The sequence below is a fragment of the Enterobacter sp. Ag1 genome, from assembly GCA_000277545.1.
GTDB lineage: Bacteria > Pseudomonadota > Gammaproteobacteria > Enterobacterales > Enterobacteriaceae > Cedecea.
This window is the reverse complement of record AKXM01000024.1, coordinates 73,859-88,373: the sequence shown is the minus strand read 5'-3', so window position 1 is coordinate 88,373 and position 14,515 is coordinate 73,859. Positions and strand designations below refer to the sequence as shown.

Annotated in this window: 14 protein-coding genes; 12 read left to right on the top strand and 2 right to left on the bottom strand. The window is 55.1% G+C overall.

Features of this window, described 5'->3' with window-relative positions; genetic code table 11:
* Nucleotides 1-127: 127 nt before the first annotated feature.
* From priA to rraA, 7 genes are all read left to right on the top strand, one after another.
* A complete protein-coding gene (gene priA / locus A936_RS10575; protein WP_008457551.1) occupies nucleotides 128-2,326 on the top strand; it encodes a primosomal protein N' in 2,199 nt (732 codons plus the stop codon).
* Between the two features lie 161 nt (nucleotides 2,327-2,487).
* Nucleotides 2,488-3,522 carry a DNA-binding transcriptional regulator CytR gene (gene cytR, locus A936_RS10570; RefSeq protein ID WP_008457548.1) on the top strand — a complete coding sequence of 345 codons (1,035 nt, stop codon included), beginning with the start codon at nucleotides 2,488-2,490 and terminating at the stop codon, nucleotides 3,520-3,522.
* A gap of 89 nt (nucleotides 3,523-3,611) precedes the next feature.
* On the top strand, nucleotides 3,612-4,655 hold the full coding sequence (ftsN, locus tag A936_RS10565; RefSeq protein WP_034808743.1) for a cell division protein FtsN: 1,044 nt from the start codon (nucleotides 3,612-3,614) through the stop codon (nucleotides 4,653-4,655).
* 89 nt (nucleotides 4,656-4,744) lie between these two features.
* Entirely contained in the window at nucleotides 4,745-5,275 is a 531-nt protein-coding gene (gene hslV / locus A936_RS10560) for an ATP-dependent protease subunit HslV (protein WP_008457544.1), read from the top strand.
* A 9-nt stretch (nucleotides 5,276-5,284) separates the two neighbouring features.
* Nucleotides 5,285-6,619, top strand: a complete 1,335-nt coding sequence (gene hslU / locus A936_RS10555) for an ATP-dependent protease ATPase subunit HslU (RefSeq protein ID WP_008457542.1) — start codon at nucleotides 5,285-5,287, stop codon at nucleotides 6,617-6,619.
* A gap of 77 nt (nucleotides 6,620-6,696) precedes the next feature.
* Nucleotides 6,697-7,623, top strand: a complete 927-nt coding sequence (gene menA / locus A936_RS10550; RefSeq protein WP_008457540.1) for a 1,4-dihydroxy-2-naphthoate polyprenyltransferase — start codon at nucleotides 6,697-6,699, stop codon at nucleotides 7,621-7,623.
* Between the two features lie 95 nt (nucleotides 7,624-7,718).
* Nucleotides 7,719-8,204 carry a ribonuclease E activity regulator RraA gene (gene rraA, locus A936_RS10545; RefSeq protein ID WP_008457535.1) on the top strand — a complete coding sequence of 162 codons (486 nt, stop codon included), beginning with the start codon at nucleotides 7,719-7,721 and terminating at the stop codon, nucleotides 8,202-8,204.
* Nucleotides 8,205-8,267: 63 nt separating this feature from the next.
* On the opposite strand, the gene zapB is transcribed toward rraA, so the two are convergent.
* A complete protein-coding gene (gene zapB, locus A936_RS10540; protein WP_008457532.1) occupies nucleotides 8,268-8,507 on the bottom strand; it encodes a septal ring assembly protein ZapB in 240 nt (79 codons plus the stop codon).
* 435 nt (nucleotides 8,508-8,942) lie between these two features.
* Between zapB and A936_RS10535 the strand changes: the two genes are divergently transcribed.
* From A936_RS10535 to fpr, 4 genes are all read left to right on the top strand, one after another.
* The gene (locus A936_RS10535; protein ID WP_008457530.1) at nucleotides 8,943-9,797 is read left to right on the top strand and encodes an MIP/aquaporin family protein; all 855 of its coding nucleotides are present in this window, start codon (nucleotides 8,943-8,945) and stop codon (nucleotides 9,795-9,797) included.
* A gap of 21 nt (nucleotides 9,798-9,818) precedes the next feature.
* On the top strand, nucleotides 9,819-11,333 hold the full coding sequence (glpK, locus tag A936_RS10530; protein WP_008457520.1) for a glycerol kinase GlpK: 1,515 nt from the start codon (nucleotides 9,819-9,821) through the stop codon (nucleotides 11,331-11,333).
* A gap of 106 nt (nucleotides 11,334-11,439) precedes the next feature.
* On the top strand, nucleotides 11,440-12,450 hold the full coding sequence (glpX, locus tag A936_RS10525) for a class II fructose-bisphosphatase (RefSeq protein ID WP_008457517.1): 1,011 nt from the start codon (nucleotides 11,440-11,442) through the stop codon (nucleotides 12,448-12,450).
* Between the two features lie 99 nt (nucleotides 12,451-12,549).
* A complete protein-coding gene (gene fpr, locus A936_RS10520; RefSeq protein ID WP_008457514.1) occupies nucleotides 12,550-13,296 on the top strand; it encodes a ferredoxin--NADP(+) reductase in 747 nt (248 codons plus the stop codon).
* A 1-nt stretch (nucleotide 13,297) separates the two neighbouring features.
* Here fpr and A936_RS10515 read toward each other — a convergent pair whose 3' ends face one another.
* Entirely contained in the window at nucleotides 13,298-13,717 is a 420-nt protein-coding gene (locus tag A936_RS10515; protein ID WP_008457512.1) for a DUF805 domain-containing protein, read from the bottom strand.
* Nucleotides 13,718-13,834: 117 nt separating this feature from the next.
* Here A936_RS10515 and A936_RS10510 point away from each other — a divergent pair, with 117 nt between their 5' ends.
* Nucleotides 13,835-14,434 (top strand): DUF1454 family protein, encoded by a 600-nt coding sequence (locus A936_RS10510; protein ID WP_008457510.1) that lies wholly within the window; start codon nucleotides 13,835-13,837, stop codon nucleotides 14,432-14,434.
* The last annotated feature ends 81 nt before the right edge of the window (nucleotides 14,435-14,515 follow it).

The following is a 14,515-nucleotide window of genomic DNA, read 5'->3' as shown; positions in this document are numbered from 1 at the left end:
GATACCAAAACTGCGCATCAAAGGCGGCGAATCATACAGAAATTGCTCACCCGGTGCAAACTGATCCGCAATTTTGCAAGCGCACAGTGTACACTAATACGTCATTTTTTTCAGCCTGGATGCTTTCATGCCCGTAGCCCACGTTGCACTGCCGGTTCCGCTGGCCCGTACCTTCGACTATCTGCTGCCAGAAGGCGTGCAGGTTAGCGCAGGCTGCCGCGTACAGGTGCCGTTTGGCAAGCAACGCGAAGCTGTCGGTATCGTCATGTCGGTCAGCCAGTCGAGCGATCTGCCGCTGGAAAAACTCAAGCCCGTTGGTGAAGTTCTCGATGGGCGCTCGCTGTTCACGCCGTCACTCTGGCGCGTGCTGCTGTGGGCTGCGGAGTATTATCATCACCCGATTGGCGAAGTGCTCTTTCACGCTCTGCCAATTCTTCTTCGCCAGGGGAAACCTGCGCACCATGCTCCGCTCTGGTACTGGTTTGCTACGGAAGAAGGAAAAGCCGTTGATCTGAACAGTCTCAAACGTGCGCCTAAACAGCAGCAGGCACTGGCGGCGCTGCGGCACAATATCGTCTGGCGGCATCAAATCGGCGAGCTGGAAATCAGTGAGCCGGGGTTACAGGCGCTGAGAACAAAAGGCCTGTGTGATTTAAAAAGCGCGGCGCCTGCGGAAGAAGACTGGCGGGCAAGCTATGCCGTTGCCGGTGAGCGGCTGAGACTGAATACGGAACAGGCCACCGCCGTGGGGGCTATCCACAGCGAATCTGACCATTTCTCCGCCTGGCTGCTCGCCGGCATCACCGGCTCCGGCAAAACTGAGGTTTACCTCAGTGTGCTTGAAAATGTGCTGGCGCAGGGCAAGCAGGCTTTAGTGCTGGTGCCCGAAATTGGCCTGACTCCGCAAACTATCGCCCGCTTCCGGGAGCGTTTTAACGCGCCGGTTGAAGTCCTGCACTCCGGGCTGAATGACAGTGAAAGGCTCAGCGTGTGGCTAAAAGCACGCAGCGGTGAGGCGGCCATCGTCATTGGTACCCGTTCTTCTCTGTTCACGCCGTTCTGCCGTCTCGGCGTCATCGTCATCGATGAGGAACATGACAGCTCCTATAAACAGCAAGAAGGCTGGCGCTATCACGCTCGCGATTTAGCCGTTTACCGGGCGCATGCCGAAAACATTCCGATCATTCTCGGCTCGGCAACGCCAGCATTAGAAACTCTGCACAATGTTCAGGTGGGAAAATATCGCCAGCTACGCCTGACTAAACGTGCCGGAAACGCTCGCCCGGCTCACCAGCAGGTTGTCGACCTGAAAGGGCAGCAGCTCAAAGCCAGCTTAGCCCCTGCACTGCTCAAAAAGATAGGCGAGCATCTTGCCGCAGATAACCAGGTGATCCTTTTCCTTAACCGCCGCGGCTTCGCACCTGCCCTGCTCTGCCACGAATGCGGCTGGATTGCGGAATGCGCACGGTGCGATCATTACTACACGCTGCACCAGGGCCAGCGCCATCTGCGTTGCCACCATTGCGACAGCCAGCGCGCGATCCCGCAGCAGTGCCCGCAGTGCGGCTCCACGCATCTGGTTCCGGTGGGAATGGGGACCGAACAGCTTGAACACAGCCTTGAACCGCTGTTCCCGAACGTACCGATTTCCCGCATCGACCGCGATACCACCAGCCGCAAAGGCGCACTGGAACAACAGCTGGCCGAGGTGCACCGGGGTGGCGCGAGAATTCTTATCGGCACACAAATGCTGGCTAAAGGGCACCACTTCCCTGATGTCACGCTGGTCGCCTTACTCGACGTAGACGGCGCGCTTTTCTCCGCAGATTTCCGTGCCGCCGAACGCTTTGCCCAGCTCTACGTCCAGGTTTCTGGTCGAGCGGGGCGAGCCGGTAAGCAAGGTGAAGTCCTGCTGCAAACGCACCATCCTGAACACCCTTTGCTGCAAACTCTGCTGACCAAAGGCTACGATGCGTTTTCCAGCCAGGCATTGAGCGAGCGCCAAACGGTATTTTTGCCGCCGTACACCAGCCATGTATTGATTCGGGCCGAAGATCAGAACAACCACCAGGCCCCGCTATTTTTGCAGCAATTGCGTAATCTGCTGGAGGCCAGCCCGCTGCGCGATGAGCAGCTCTGGATCATGGGGCCAGTTCCCTCGCTGCAGCCCAAACGCGGCGGGCGTTTTCGCTGGCAAATCTTGTTGCAGCATCCATCGCGCGGGCGCCTGCAAAAACTGGTCAGCCATTCACTCACGCTGATCAACACGCTCCCCGAAGCCCGGAAAGTGAAATGGATGCTGGATGTTGATCCTATCGACGGGTAGCACAATCGGGCTGGTTATGCGAAGCCGATCGAAAAATCTAATACTCATCACATTTCTTGTGAAAAATTTGTAACCGCTTACAGCCAACTTCTGCTAAGAATGTGATGACTGTCAGACACACAGGAGTGTTGACGATAGCGGCGTGCATGTGAGGAGAAGAAGTGAAGCCGAAGAAACCGGTGGTGAATGCCACCATGAAAGATGTCGCCGTGCAGGCAAAAGTGTCTACTGCAACGGTATCCCGCGCCTTAATGAACCCGGACAAAGTTTCACAAAGTACCCGTAATCGCGTGGAACAGGCGGCGATTGAAGTGGGGTATTTGCCTCATTCTCTGGGGCGTAACATCAAACGCAGCGAATCACGCACTATTCTGGTCATCGTGCCGGATATCTGCGATCCGTTTTTCAGCGAAATCATTCGCGGTATTGAAGTTACCGCAGCTTCACACGGCTATCTCGTGCTGATTGGCGATTGCGCCCACCAAAATCAGCAGGAAAAAACCTTCATCGACCTGATAATCACAAAACAAATTGATGGCATGCTGCTGCTGGGCTCACGCCTGCCGTTTGACGCCAGCAAAGAAGAGCAACGCAATCTGCCGCCGATGGTCATGGCCAATGAGTTTGCCCCTGAGCTGGAACTGCCCACGGTGCATATCGACAATCTGACCGCCGCCTTTAACGCCGTTTACTATCTGCAAGAGCTCGGGCATCAGCGCATTGCCTGTATTGCCGGGCCTGAAGAAATGCCGCTTTGCCATTATCGCTTACAGGGATACGTTCAGGCGCTTCGCCGCAACGGCATCGTCGTCGATCCTCACTATATTGCGCGCGGTGATTTTACCTATGAAGCAGGCGCCGCAGCGCTGGCACAGCTTATTGCCCTGCCCGAACCCCCAACCGCCATTTTCTGCCATAGCGACGTGATGGCGCTAGGGGCGCTGTCTCAGGCAAAGCGCAGTGGGCTTAAAGTCCCGGAAGATTTATCGATTATGGGCTTCGACGATATTGCCCTGTCGCAGTTCTGTGACCCGCCCCTCACCACCGTCGCACAACCCCGTTTCGATATTGGTAAGGAAGCTATGCTGCTATTGCTGGACAACATGAACGGCCAAAACGTTAACAGCGGCTCACGCCTGCTGGACTGCGATCTTATTGAGCGAGGCAGCACTGCCGCGCCCGGCAGCAGAAATTGAGCCGTTTTTAAGACTGCATAAACTGGTCAAAGCCCCGCCCCTTAAGTAACATGGCGGACTGATAAACGAATAAAGACAGCGAAACGATAGTGGCACAACGAGATTATGTAAGCCGCGGGCAATCGGCAGGGACGCGGCGCAAAAAAAGTACACCCCGCAAAAAGCAACGTAGTCTGCCCTCCGTCTCTCCAACGATGGTTGCCATTGCGGCCGCAGTCGTGGTGGCCTTTGTCGGCGCTCTTTACTTTATTACTCACCATAAGAAAGAAGAGATTGACGCGCTCCCTGGCCACAAAGTGACCGGCAATGGCTTGCCGCCAAAACCGGAAGAGCGCTGGCGTTACATTAAAGAGCTGGAAAACCGCCAGCCTGGCGTACGTGCGCCTACCGAACCGACAGCCGGCGGCGAAGTCATGAACCAAAGCCAGCTAACCAACGAACAGCGCCAGTTGCTGGAGCAAATGCAGGCGGATATGCGCCAGCAGCCTACGCAGCTGAATGAAGTCCCGTGGAATGAGCAAACCCCTGCCCAGCGCCAGCAAACGCTGCAGCGCCAGAAACAGATTGTGCAGCAAACTCAGCCTGTGCAACAGCAGCAGTGGAACACGCAGACGCAGCAGCCTCGCGTTCAGCAGCGTGTAGCGGAACAGCCATACCAGCAGCCGCGTAACACGCAACAAACCACGCAGCCTTATCAGCAGCCAAAAACTGTGCCGCAGCAACAGCCGAAAACCTCTACGGCAAATAATCAGCAGCCGTATCAGGATCTGCTGCAAACGCCACCGCACAGCCAGCAAAAAGCGCCACAGCAAACCAAACCGGTTCAGCGTGAAGCTCAGCCTGCACCAATTACGCGTGAGCCAGAAGTGGCTAAGCAGACTCCTGCTGCTCAGGAGAAAAAAGATGAAAAACGCTGGATGGTGCAGTGTGGTTCATTTAAAGGCAGCGAGCAGGCGGAAACCGTTCGTGCTCAGCTGGCGTTTGAAGGCTTTGACTCCCGCATTACCACCAATAACGGCTGGAACCGCGTCGTTATTGGGCCAATCAAAGGTAAAGACAATGCCGATGGCACCATCAATCGGCTGAAGATGGCTGGACATACCAGCTGTATTCGTCTTGCCGCCGGGGGTTGAAACCCCAAAATTGCCCCCCATTTATAATGGCATTAGGCCCTGCGCACCGCGCAGGGCTCCTGTTTAGCTGATGCAAAAGGGGTCCGATCGTGACAACAATAGTAAGTGTACGTCGTAACGGCCATGTGGTTATTGCCGGCGATGGCCAGGCCACGCTGGGTAATACCGTCATGAAAGGTAACGTCAAAAAAGTACGTCGCCTGTACAACGATAAAGTGATCGCGGGTTTTGCCGGCGGTACTGCGGATGCCTTCACGCTGTTCGAACTGTTTGAGCGCAAGCTGGAAATGCATCAGGGTCACCTGGTCAAAGCCGCCGTTGAGCTGGCGAAAGACTGGCGTACCGACCGCATGCTGCGCAAGCTTGAAGCGCTGCTGGCCGTGGCCGATGAAAGCGCATCGCTTATCATCACCGGTAACGGGGACGTCATCCAGCCTGAAAACGATCTGATTGCCATTGGCTCCGGCGGCCCGTACGCCCAGGCGGCAGCCCGTGCCCTTCTGGAAAATACCGAAATGGGCGCGCGCGATATCGCTGTGAAAGCGTTGGATATTGCAGGTGATATCTGCGTTTATACCAACCACTTCCATACCATCGAAGAATTACCGTCTAAAGCGTAAGGATCTCCCATGTCTGAAATGACCCCACGCGAAATTGTTAGCGAGCTGAATAAACACATTATCGGCCAGGACAACGCTAAGCGCTCCGTCGCTATCGCCTTACGTAACCGCTGGCGCCGTATGCAGCTTGATGAAGAGCTGCGCCATGAAGTTACCCCTAAAAACATTCTGATGATCGGCCCAACCGGCGTGGGTAAAACCGAAATTGCCCGCCGCCTGGCAAAACTGGCCAACGCGCCGTTCATCAAAGTTGAAGCAACCAAATTCACCGAAGTCGGCTATGTGGGTAAAGAAGTGGACTCCATTATCCGCGATCTGACCGATGCCGCAGTCAAAATGGTACGCATGCAGTCTATCGAGAAGAACCGCTACCGCGCTGAAGAAATGGCCGAAGAACGTATTCTCGACGTGCTTATCCCACCGGCGAAGAACAACTGGGGTCAGGCGGAAGCCCAGCAGGAGCCATCGGCTGCTCGCCAGTCGTTCCGCAAGAAACTGCGCGAAGGCCAACTGGATGATAAAGAGATCGAAATCGATCTCGCCGCTGCACCGATGGGCGTAGAAATCATGGCACCTCCTGGCATGGAAGAGATGACCAGTCAGCTGCAGTCCATGTTCCAGAACCTGGGCGGCCAGAAGCAAAAGCCACGCAAGCTGAAAATCAAAGATGCGATGAAGCTGCTGGTGGAAGAAGAAGCGGCGAAGCTGGTGAACCCGGAAGAGCTGAAGCAGGACGCCATCGACGCAGTTGAGCAGCACGGGATCGTGTTTATCGACGAAATCGACAAAATTTGTAAGCGCGGCGGCAACAGCTCCGGCCCGGATGTGTCCCGCGAAGGCGTACAGCGTGACCTGCTGCCGCTGGTAGAAGGCTGCACCGTATCCACCAAGCACGGCATGGTAAAAACTGACCACATCCTGTTTATCGCTTCCGGCGCATTCCAGGTTGCGAGCCCGTCAGACCTGATTCCTGAGCTGCAGGGGCGTTTGCCTATCCGCGTTGAGCTGCAGGCGCTGACCGTAGACGATTTCGAGCGCATCCTGACCGAACCTAACGCCTCCGTGACCGTACAGTACAAAGCGCTGATGGCAACCGAAGGCGTGAACATCGACTTTACCGAGGACGGTATTCGTCGTATTGCTCAGGCTGCCTGGCAGGTAAACGAATCTACCGAAAACATCGGGGCGCGTCGCCTTCACACCGTGCTTGAACGTCTGATGGAAGATATCTCCTATGACGCCAGCGAGTTAGATGGTCAGTCCATCCTGATCGATGCCGAATACGTCGGTAAACATCTGGATGAGCTGGTTGCAGATGAAGACCTGAGCCGTTTTATCCTATAATCCGGCTAACGCATTTTCTTCATTTGAAATGGAGGGCTTATGCCCTCCATTTTTTTATCTAAACTGGCAACCAAATAATGAGCGATTCGCAACCTACAAGTGTCACCCAGGCCTGGCTGGAAAGCCTTCGCCCACGCACGCTACCTCTGGCGTTTGCTTCAATCGTCTGCGGTTCGGCCCTGACTTACTGGCAAGGTGTCTTTGACCCGGCTGTGGCGCTGCTGGCGCTGCTGACCGCCGGACTTTTGCAGATCCTGTCTAACCTCGCCAATGACTATGGCGACGCGGTCAAAGGCAGCGACAAAGAAGACCGTCTCGGGCCACTACGCGGGATGCAAAAAGGAATGATTACTCAGGCGCAGATGAAACGTGCGCTGGTCATCACCGTCATCCTCATTTGTTTGTCGGGTCTGTCGCTGGTCGCTCTTGCCTGCCATACCTTCTCCGATTTCATGGGCTTCTTGCTACTTGGGCTGCTGTCTATCGTCGCCGCCATTACCTACACCGTCGGCACCCGTCCTTATGGCTACATGGGGCTGGGAGATATCTCAGTGCTGGTGTTCTTCGGCTGGATTAGCGTGGCGGGTACCTGGTATCTGCAGGCTAATTCGCTGGCGGCGCTGGTGATTCTGCCGGCCACGGCCTGTGGGTTACTCGCCACCGCAGTGCTGAATATCAATAACCTGCGTGATATCGATAGCGATCGTGAGAACGGTAAAAATACCCTTGCTGTACGTCTTGGGCCCATTGTTGCACGCCGCTATCATGCCGCTCTGCTCATCGGGGCTTTGGCCTGTCTCGCCCTGTTTAACCTTATCTGGCTCAAGAGCCTGTGGGGATGGTTATTTGTTCTGGCCGCGCCGCTGCTGCTCAAGCAGGTTACCTACGTCATGCGGGAGCAAGATCCCGTGGCGATGCGTCCGATGCTGGAACGCACCGTCAAAGCCGCGTTGCTGACGAATCTGCTGTTTGCTCTGGGCGTCGTCCTCAGTACCGTTGTGTGATGACTGACAAATATCAATTAACAATTGATGATTTTGCCAACAGTTAACAGAACGCGATATACTGACAACTCCTGCAGCAAATGAACCTTAATCCTATGAAATACGATACTTCTGAGCTTTGTGACATCTACCAGGAAGAGGTCAACGTCGTTGAGCCGTTGTTCTCCAACTTTGGTGGCCGCTCGTCATTTGGTGGGCAAATCATCACGGTGAAATGTTTCGAGGACAACGGGTTGCTGTACGATCTGCTCGAAGAGAATGGCCGTGGGCGAGTCCTGCTGGTAGACGGCGGTGGTTCAGTACGCCGCGCGCTGATTGATGCGGAACTGGCTCGTCTTGCGCTGCAAAACGAGTGGGAAGGCATTGTGGTTTACGGCGCGGTGCGCCAGGTGGATGACCTGGAAGAGCTGGACATTGGCATCCAGGCGATTGCCGCCATCCCGGCTGGCTCCGCGGGAGAAGGCATCGGCGAAAGCGATGTGCGCGTCAATTTTGGTGGCGTGACCTTCTTCTCAGGCGACCATCTGTATGCCGATAACACCGGCATCATTCTCTCCGAAGATCCGCTGGATATTGAGTAATCCGGTCGATGAATAGCAAAACGGGCGCCTCAGGCGCCCGTTTTTTTTTGTCGGAAGCAGGAATTACACTTCTTCCATTTTGCCCAGCAGCGCGTGTAAACGCTCCTGCCAGACATGCTGTTGTTCTTTCAGGCTGCTGTTTTCACGCACCAGCTCTTCATGGTTGCTTTGCGCCTGCTGAACTTCCTGAGCCAGACCGTTATTTTTCTCTTTCAGCTCTTCGATTTCCATCTGTAACAACGTAATCGTGTCAACCGCCTGCTGAACTTTTGCTTCCAGTTTCTCAAACACTTCAAATGACATTTCGAACTCTCCTGAATGGCAAGGCGTTGATGGATGGCTATCCTCGTCCCGATTCTACGGCGACGCCTTTATGAACGTATGCACAACACGTAGCGTAACTCGATTGTAAGTAGCCCGGATGCCCGTGTCCAGCGGCTTACCGCGCTCTTTGCGTAACATGACGTTTTTCAGCCTATGCTGAAAGCCAGGGTTCACGGTCGATTCGAATTGTTAAAAAACACGTTAACAAAACGCGTAATTCCCCCTTCTTTCCCATGAGGCACCGCTCATTTTTTAGCGCGAAAACGCTCATTTTCTTGACGCACCACGCACATTTTAAGTTCGATATTTCTCGTTTGTGCTCGTTAACGATAAATTAACACCATGCCTACATGGCATAAAGGTGACAAGGATGCTCGACAACAATAATCATCAATTTGCCTTCAGGACCCCACTATGAGTCAGACCGCTACAACAACCTTAAAAGGCCAGTGCATCGCCGAATTCATGGGTACCGCGTTGTTGATCTTCTTCGGTGTGGGATGTGTTGCTGCATTGAAAGTGGCCGGTGCCACGTTCGGGCAGTGGGAAATCAGCATCATCTGGGGCTTAGGGGTGGCAATGGCCATCTATATGACCGCAGGTGTTTCCGGCGCACATCTTAACCCGGCAGTAACGATCGCACTCTGGCTGTTCGCTTGTTTTGACGGACGCAAAGTCGTGCCGTTTATTATTTCACAGTTCCTTGGCGCATTCTGCGCCGCCGCGTTGGTTTATGGCTTATATTACAATCTGTTCCTCGACTACGAACAAACGCACCATATGGTGCGCGGCAGCGTAGAAAGCCTGGATTTGGCGGGCATCTTCTCCACCTATCCGAACCCACACATTAACTTCGTCCAGGCATTCGCCGTAGAAATGGTGATCACTGCCATTCTGATGGGCGTCATTCTGGCGCTGACCGATGATGGCAACGGCGTGCCGCGTGGCCCACTGGCTCCGCTGCTGATTGGCCTGCTGATTGCGGTGATCGGCGCGTCCATGGGACCACTGACCGGGTTTGCGATGAACCCAGCGCGTGACCTTGGGCCGAAGACCTTTGCGTGGCTGGCTGGCTGGGGCGACGTCGCCTTCACCGGTGGGAAAGATATTCCTTACTTCCTGGTGCCGCTGTTTGCGCCTATTCTCGGCGCTTCCCTCGGCGCATTCGGCTACCGTAAATTGATTGGTCGCCACCTGCCATGCGACGTCTGCGTTGTCGAAGAAGACAAGCCGGACAGCAAGGTGACCTCTCAGCAAAAAGCACTGTAATACTGACTTCAGGACTTGATTATGACTACAGAAAAAAAGTACATCGTCGCTCTCGACCAGGGAACAACCAGCTCGCGTGCCGTCGTCCTGGATCATGACGCCAACATCATTAGCGTTGCACAGCGTGAATTTGAGCAAATCTATCCTAAGCCAGGCTGGGTAGAGCATGACCCGATGGAAATCTGGGCCACCCAAAGCTCCACGCTGGTAGAAGTGCTGGCGAAAGCCGACATCAACTCCGACGAAATCGCGGCCATCGGCATCACCAACCAGCGTGAAACCACAGTAGTTTGGGAGCGCGAAACCGGTAAGCCAATTTACAACGCTATCGTCTGGCAGTGCCGCCGTACCGCTGATATCTGTGAAGAGTTGAAGCGCAACGGCATGGAAGAATACGTGCGTCACAACACCGGCCTCGTGGTGGACCCGTACTTCTCCGGCACTAAAGTTAAATGGATCCTCGACCACGTCGAAGGTTCCCGCGAGCGTGCTCGCCGTGGTGAACTGCTGTTCGGTACCGTGGATACCTGGCTCATCTGGAAGATGACTCAGGGGCGTGTACACGTCACCGACTACACCAACGCTTCTCGTACCATGCTGTTTAACATCCACGAGCTGGACTGGGATGACCGCATGCTGGAAGCGCTGGACATTCCTCGCGCTATGCTGCCGGAAGTGCGCAAGTCTTCCGAAGTCTATGGCCAGACCAACATCGGTGGTAAGGGCGGCACGCGTATTCCTATTGCCGGGATCGCGGGTGACCAGCAGGCCGCGCTGTTTGGCCAGCTGTGCGTGAAAGAAGGGATGGCGAAGAACACCTACGGAACCGGCTGCTTTATGCTGATGAACACCGGTGAGAAAGCCGTGGCCTCCACCAATGGCCTGCTGACGACTATCGCCTGCGGCCCGAAAGGTGAAGTGAACTACGCGCTGGAAGGCGCCGTATTCATGGCGGGGGCATCCATTCAGTGGCTGCGTGACGAAATGAAGCTGATTGGCGATGCGTTCGACTCCGAGTACTTCGCCAACAAGGTGAAGGATACCAACGGCGTCTACGTTGTGCCTGCGTTCACCGGCCTCGGCGCACCTTACTGGGACCCGTATGCACGTGGGGCTATTTTCGGCCTGACCCGCGGCGTGAACTCTAACCACATCATTCGCGCTACTCTGGAATCAATCGCCTACCAGACCCGTGACGTGCTGGAAGCAATGCAGGCAGACTCCGGTATTCGTCTGCACGCGCTGCGCGTGGACGGCGGTGCGGTAGCCAACAACTTCCTGATGCAGTTCCAGTCCGACATTCTGGGTACCCGTGTTGAGCGTCCTGAAGTTCGCGAAGTCACTGCGTTGGGTGCGGCTTACCTGGCCGGTCTGGCCGTGGGCTTCTGGCAGAACCTCGATGAGCTGCAGGAGAAATCCGTCATCGAGAAAGAGTTCCGCCCTGGTATCGAAACCACCGAGCGTAATTACCGCTACGCCGGCTGGCAGAAGGCGGTTAAACGCGCCCTTGCCTGGGAAGATCACGAAGAGAAATAATCCCTACAAGGCCCCTGAAAAGGGGCCTTTCAGTCTCTGCCTTTCCCGCCCCTTTTCTCGCCTGTGCTAAACTCCCCGGCAATTCTGTTTGCTAAATGAGTCTGCTATGAAACGAGAACTTGCCATCGAATTTTCCCGCGTGACCGAAGCCGCCGCCCTTGCTGGCTACAAATGGCTTGGCCGCGGCGATAAAAATGTCGCCGACGGCGCAGCGGTAAACGCCATGCGTATCGTCCTTAACCAAATCAATATCGACGGTGAGATCGTCATTGGCGAAGGCGAAATTGACGAAGCGCCGATGCTCTACATTGGTGAAAAAGTCGGGACCGGGAAAGGCGACGCGGTAGATATTGCCGTTGACCCCATCGAAGGTACGCGCATGACGGCGATGGGCCAGGCCAACGCTCTGGCTGTGCTCGCGGTGGGAGATAAAGGCACGTTCCTCAATGCGCCCGATATGTATATGGAAAAACTGATTGTTGGGCCTGGAGCCAAAGGCGTCATCGACCTTAATCTCAGCCTCGAGGATAATCTTCGCCGCATCGCCGCTGCGCTGGAAAAACCGCTTAGCGAATTGACCGTAACCATTCTGGCCAAGCCACGTCACGACGAAACGATCAAAGAGATGCAAAAGCTTGGCGTGCGCGTGTTCGCTATTCCGGATGGCGACGTAGCGGCTTCTATTTTGACCTGCATGCCGGACAGCGAAGTGGATGTCCTCTACGGCATCGGCGGTGCGCCGGAAGGTGTGGTTTCAGCGGCAGTAATCCGCGCTCTGGACGGCGACATGCAGGGCCGCCTGCTGGCTCGCCACCACGTAAAAGGCGACAGTGAAGAAAACCGCCGCATCGGCGAACAGGAACTGGCGCGCTGCAAAGCAATGGGCATTGAGGCTGAACGCGTGCTGAAGCTCGATGAAATGGCGCGTAACGACAACGTTATTTTCTCCGCAACAGGCATCACCAAAGGTGATCTGCTGGAAGGGATCACCCGTAAAGGCAATATGGCCACCACGGAGACGCTGCTGATTCGCGGTAAATCCCGCACGATCCGCCGCATTCAGTCTATTCATTATCTCGATCGTAAAGATACCGAGGTACAGAAGCATATTCTGTAACGTTTCTCGTTTGTTGGTTCGAGCTTTCCGGCTCGTTTGGGCTGGAAATGCTGCCACATTCTGGTGAAGATAGGTAAAAAGCAACGACGGGAGTACAACATGGCGGAGTGGGTTACAGGTAAAGTTACCAGAGTTCAAAACTGGACGGATTCTCTCTTCAGCCTGACGGTTCATGCGCCGGTGCATGCGTTTACCGCCGGGCAATTTACCAAGCTTGGGCTGGAAATTGACGGCGAACGCGTACAGCGCGCCTACTCCTACGTGAATGCCCCCAGTAATCCCGATCTCGAGTTCTATCTGGTCACCGTTCCCGAAGGGAAACTCAGCCCACGTCTGCATGCGCTCAAGCCTGGCGATGAAGTGCAGCTGGTAAGCGAAGCCGCCGGGTTCTTTGTGCTGGAAGAAATTCCTGAGTGCAAAACACTCTGGATGCTGGCGACCGGCACCGCGCTGGGGCCTTATCTTTCAATCCTGCAGGAAGGCAAAGACCTTGAGCGTTTTGAGAATATCGTGCTGCTCCATGCGGTTCGCTATGCCAACGATTTAAGCTATCTGCCGCTGATGCTTGAACTACAAGAACGCTACCAGGGCAAACTGCGTATTCAAACCGTGGTCAGCCGCGAAACGGTCGCAGGTTCGCTCACCGGGCGTGTTCCGGCGCTGATAGAAAGCGGTGAGCTGGAGGCCGCCGTTGGTTTACCGATGGATATTGAAACCAGCCATGTGATGCTATGCGGTAACCCGCAAATGGTGCGTGACACGCAACAGCTCTTGAAAGATACCCGGCAGATGGCCAAACATCTGCGCCGCAGGCCTGGCCACATGACCGCCGAGCATTACTGGTAAATCAGCGGAATTTAACTTCGCTGGTCTCTTTCCCGAAACGGTTTTCACCCTGGGTGCCAACAAAAGCGCCCAGGTCCATCAGCACCATGACGAAAATCAGCGTGGGGATAAAACGCCCCAATCCCCACTGCCACAGGGTGCCAAAGGTTTCCCAGTTGCCTGCCACAAGCAGCCACGCAGGAATAAACAGTAAAGCCCACCAGCCTTTTTTATCTCTGTCGTGCAGGCGTTTCACGATCACCGCCGCCGTCGGAATCAACGAGCCGGTGAGGAAGAAACCCGCTGTGGAATACGGCATGATTTCGGCCCCGGCCAGGGTAAACAGAATAATCAGCCCGACTATCCACGCGCCGATCCAAATCCAAAAATCGCGGCGTCCAATACGCCCTTTAAAAGAGAACAACCATTGCTGTATGGTCATGGGTAAGGTCCTTATTATTTTATCGCGGCGTAGTGTACCCTGGTCACCGCCCGTTTTGACAAGCCAACGGATTGCCGATTTAATCGGGATGATGAACCCATCAGGAGAAGTGTGTCGATGAAATACCTGCTGCCTGCCCTCGTGCTGCTGGCGCTGCCTTTGGCGGTGAGCCGGGCAGATCCTGCGTCAGACGCAGTTTCTCAGCTTCCGGCGGCGCCTTATCTGCTGCCCGGCGCACCCACTTTCGATCTGACCATTACCCAGTTTCGTGGCAAATTTGATATTGATAATCCGTCGCTGCCGCTGAACGAATTTCGCGCCGTGGAGAAGAGCCGCGACAAAGCCAATCTGACCCGCGCCGCTACCAAGATCAACGAAAACCTTTATGCTTCTGTGGCACTGGAACTCGGCACCCTAAAAATTAAGTCGATGCAGATAACCTGGCTACCTATTCAGGGGCCGGAGCAAAAAGCCGCCCGTGGCAAAGCGCTGGAATACATGGCTGCGATCATCCGCAGCTTCACGCCAACGCTTTCCAAAGCGCAAAGCCAGCAGAAGCTGACCAAACTACTCAGCGACGGCAAAAATAAACGCTATTTCGCGCAGAACGACGGTGCTATTCGCTATGTCGTGGCAGATAGCGGCGAAAAGGGGCTAACTTTCGCCGTTGAACCGATTAAGCTAACGCTATCTGAGACGCTAAACAGCGGCGAATAAATGACAAAAAGCAAAGCCTTTCGCCCGCCGACTCTCTATACTGTTTCACAGACCAAGCTGCCCGACGGGCAGTGATTCTTT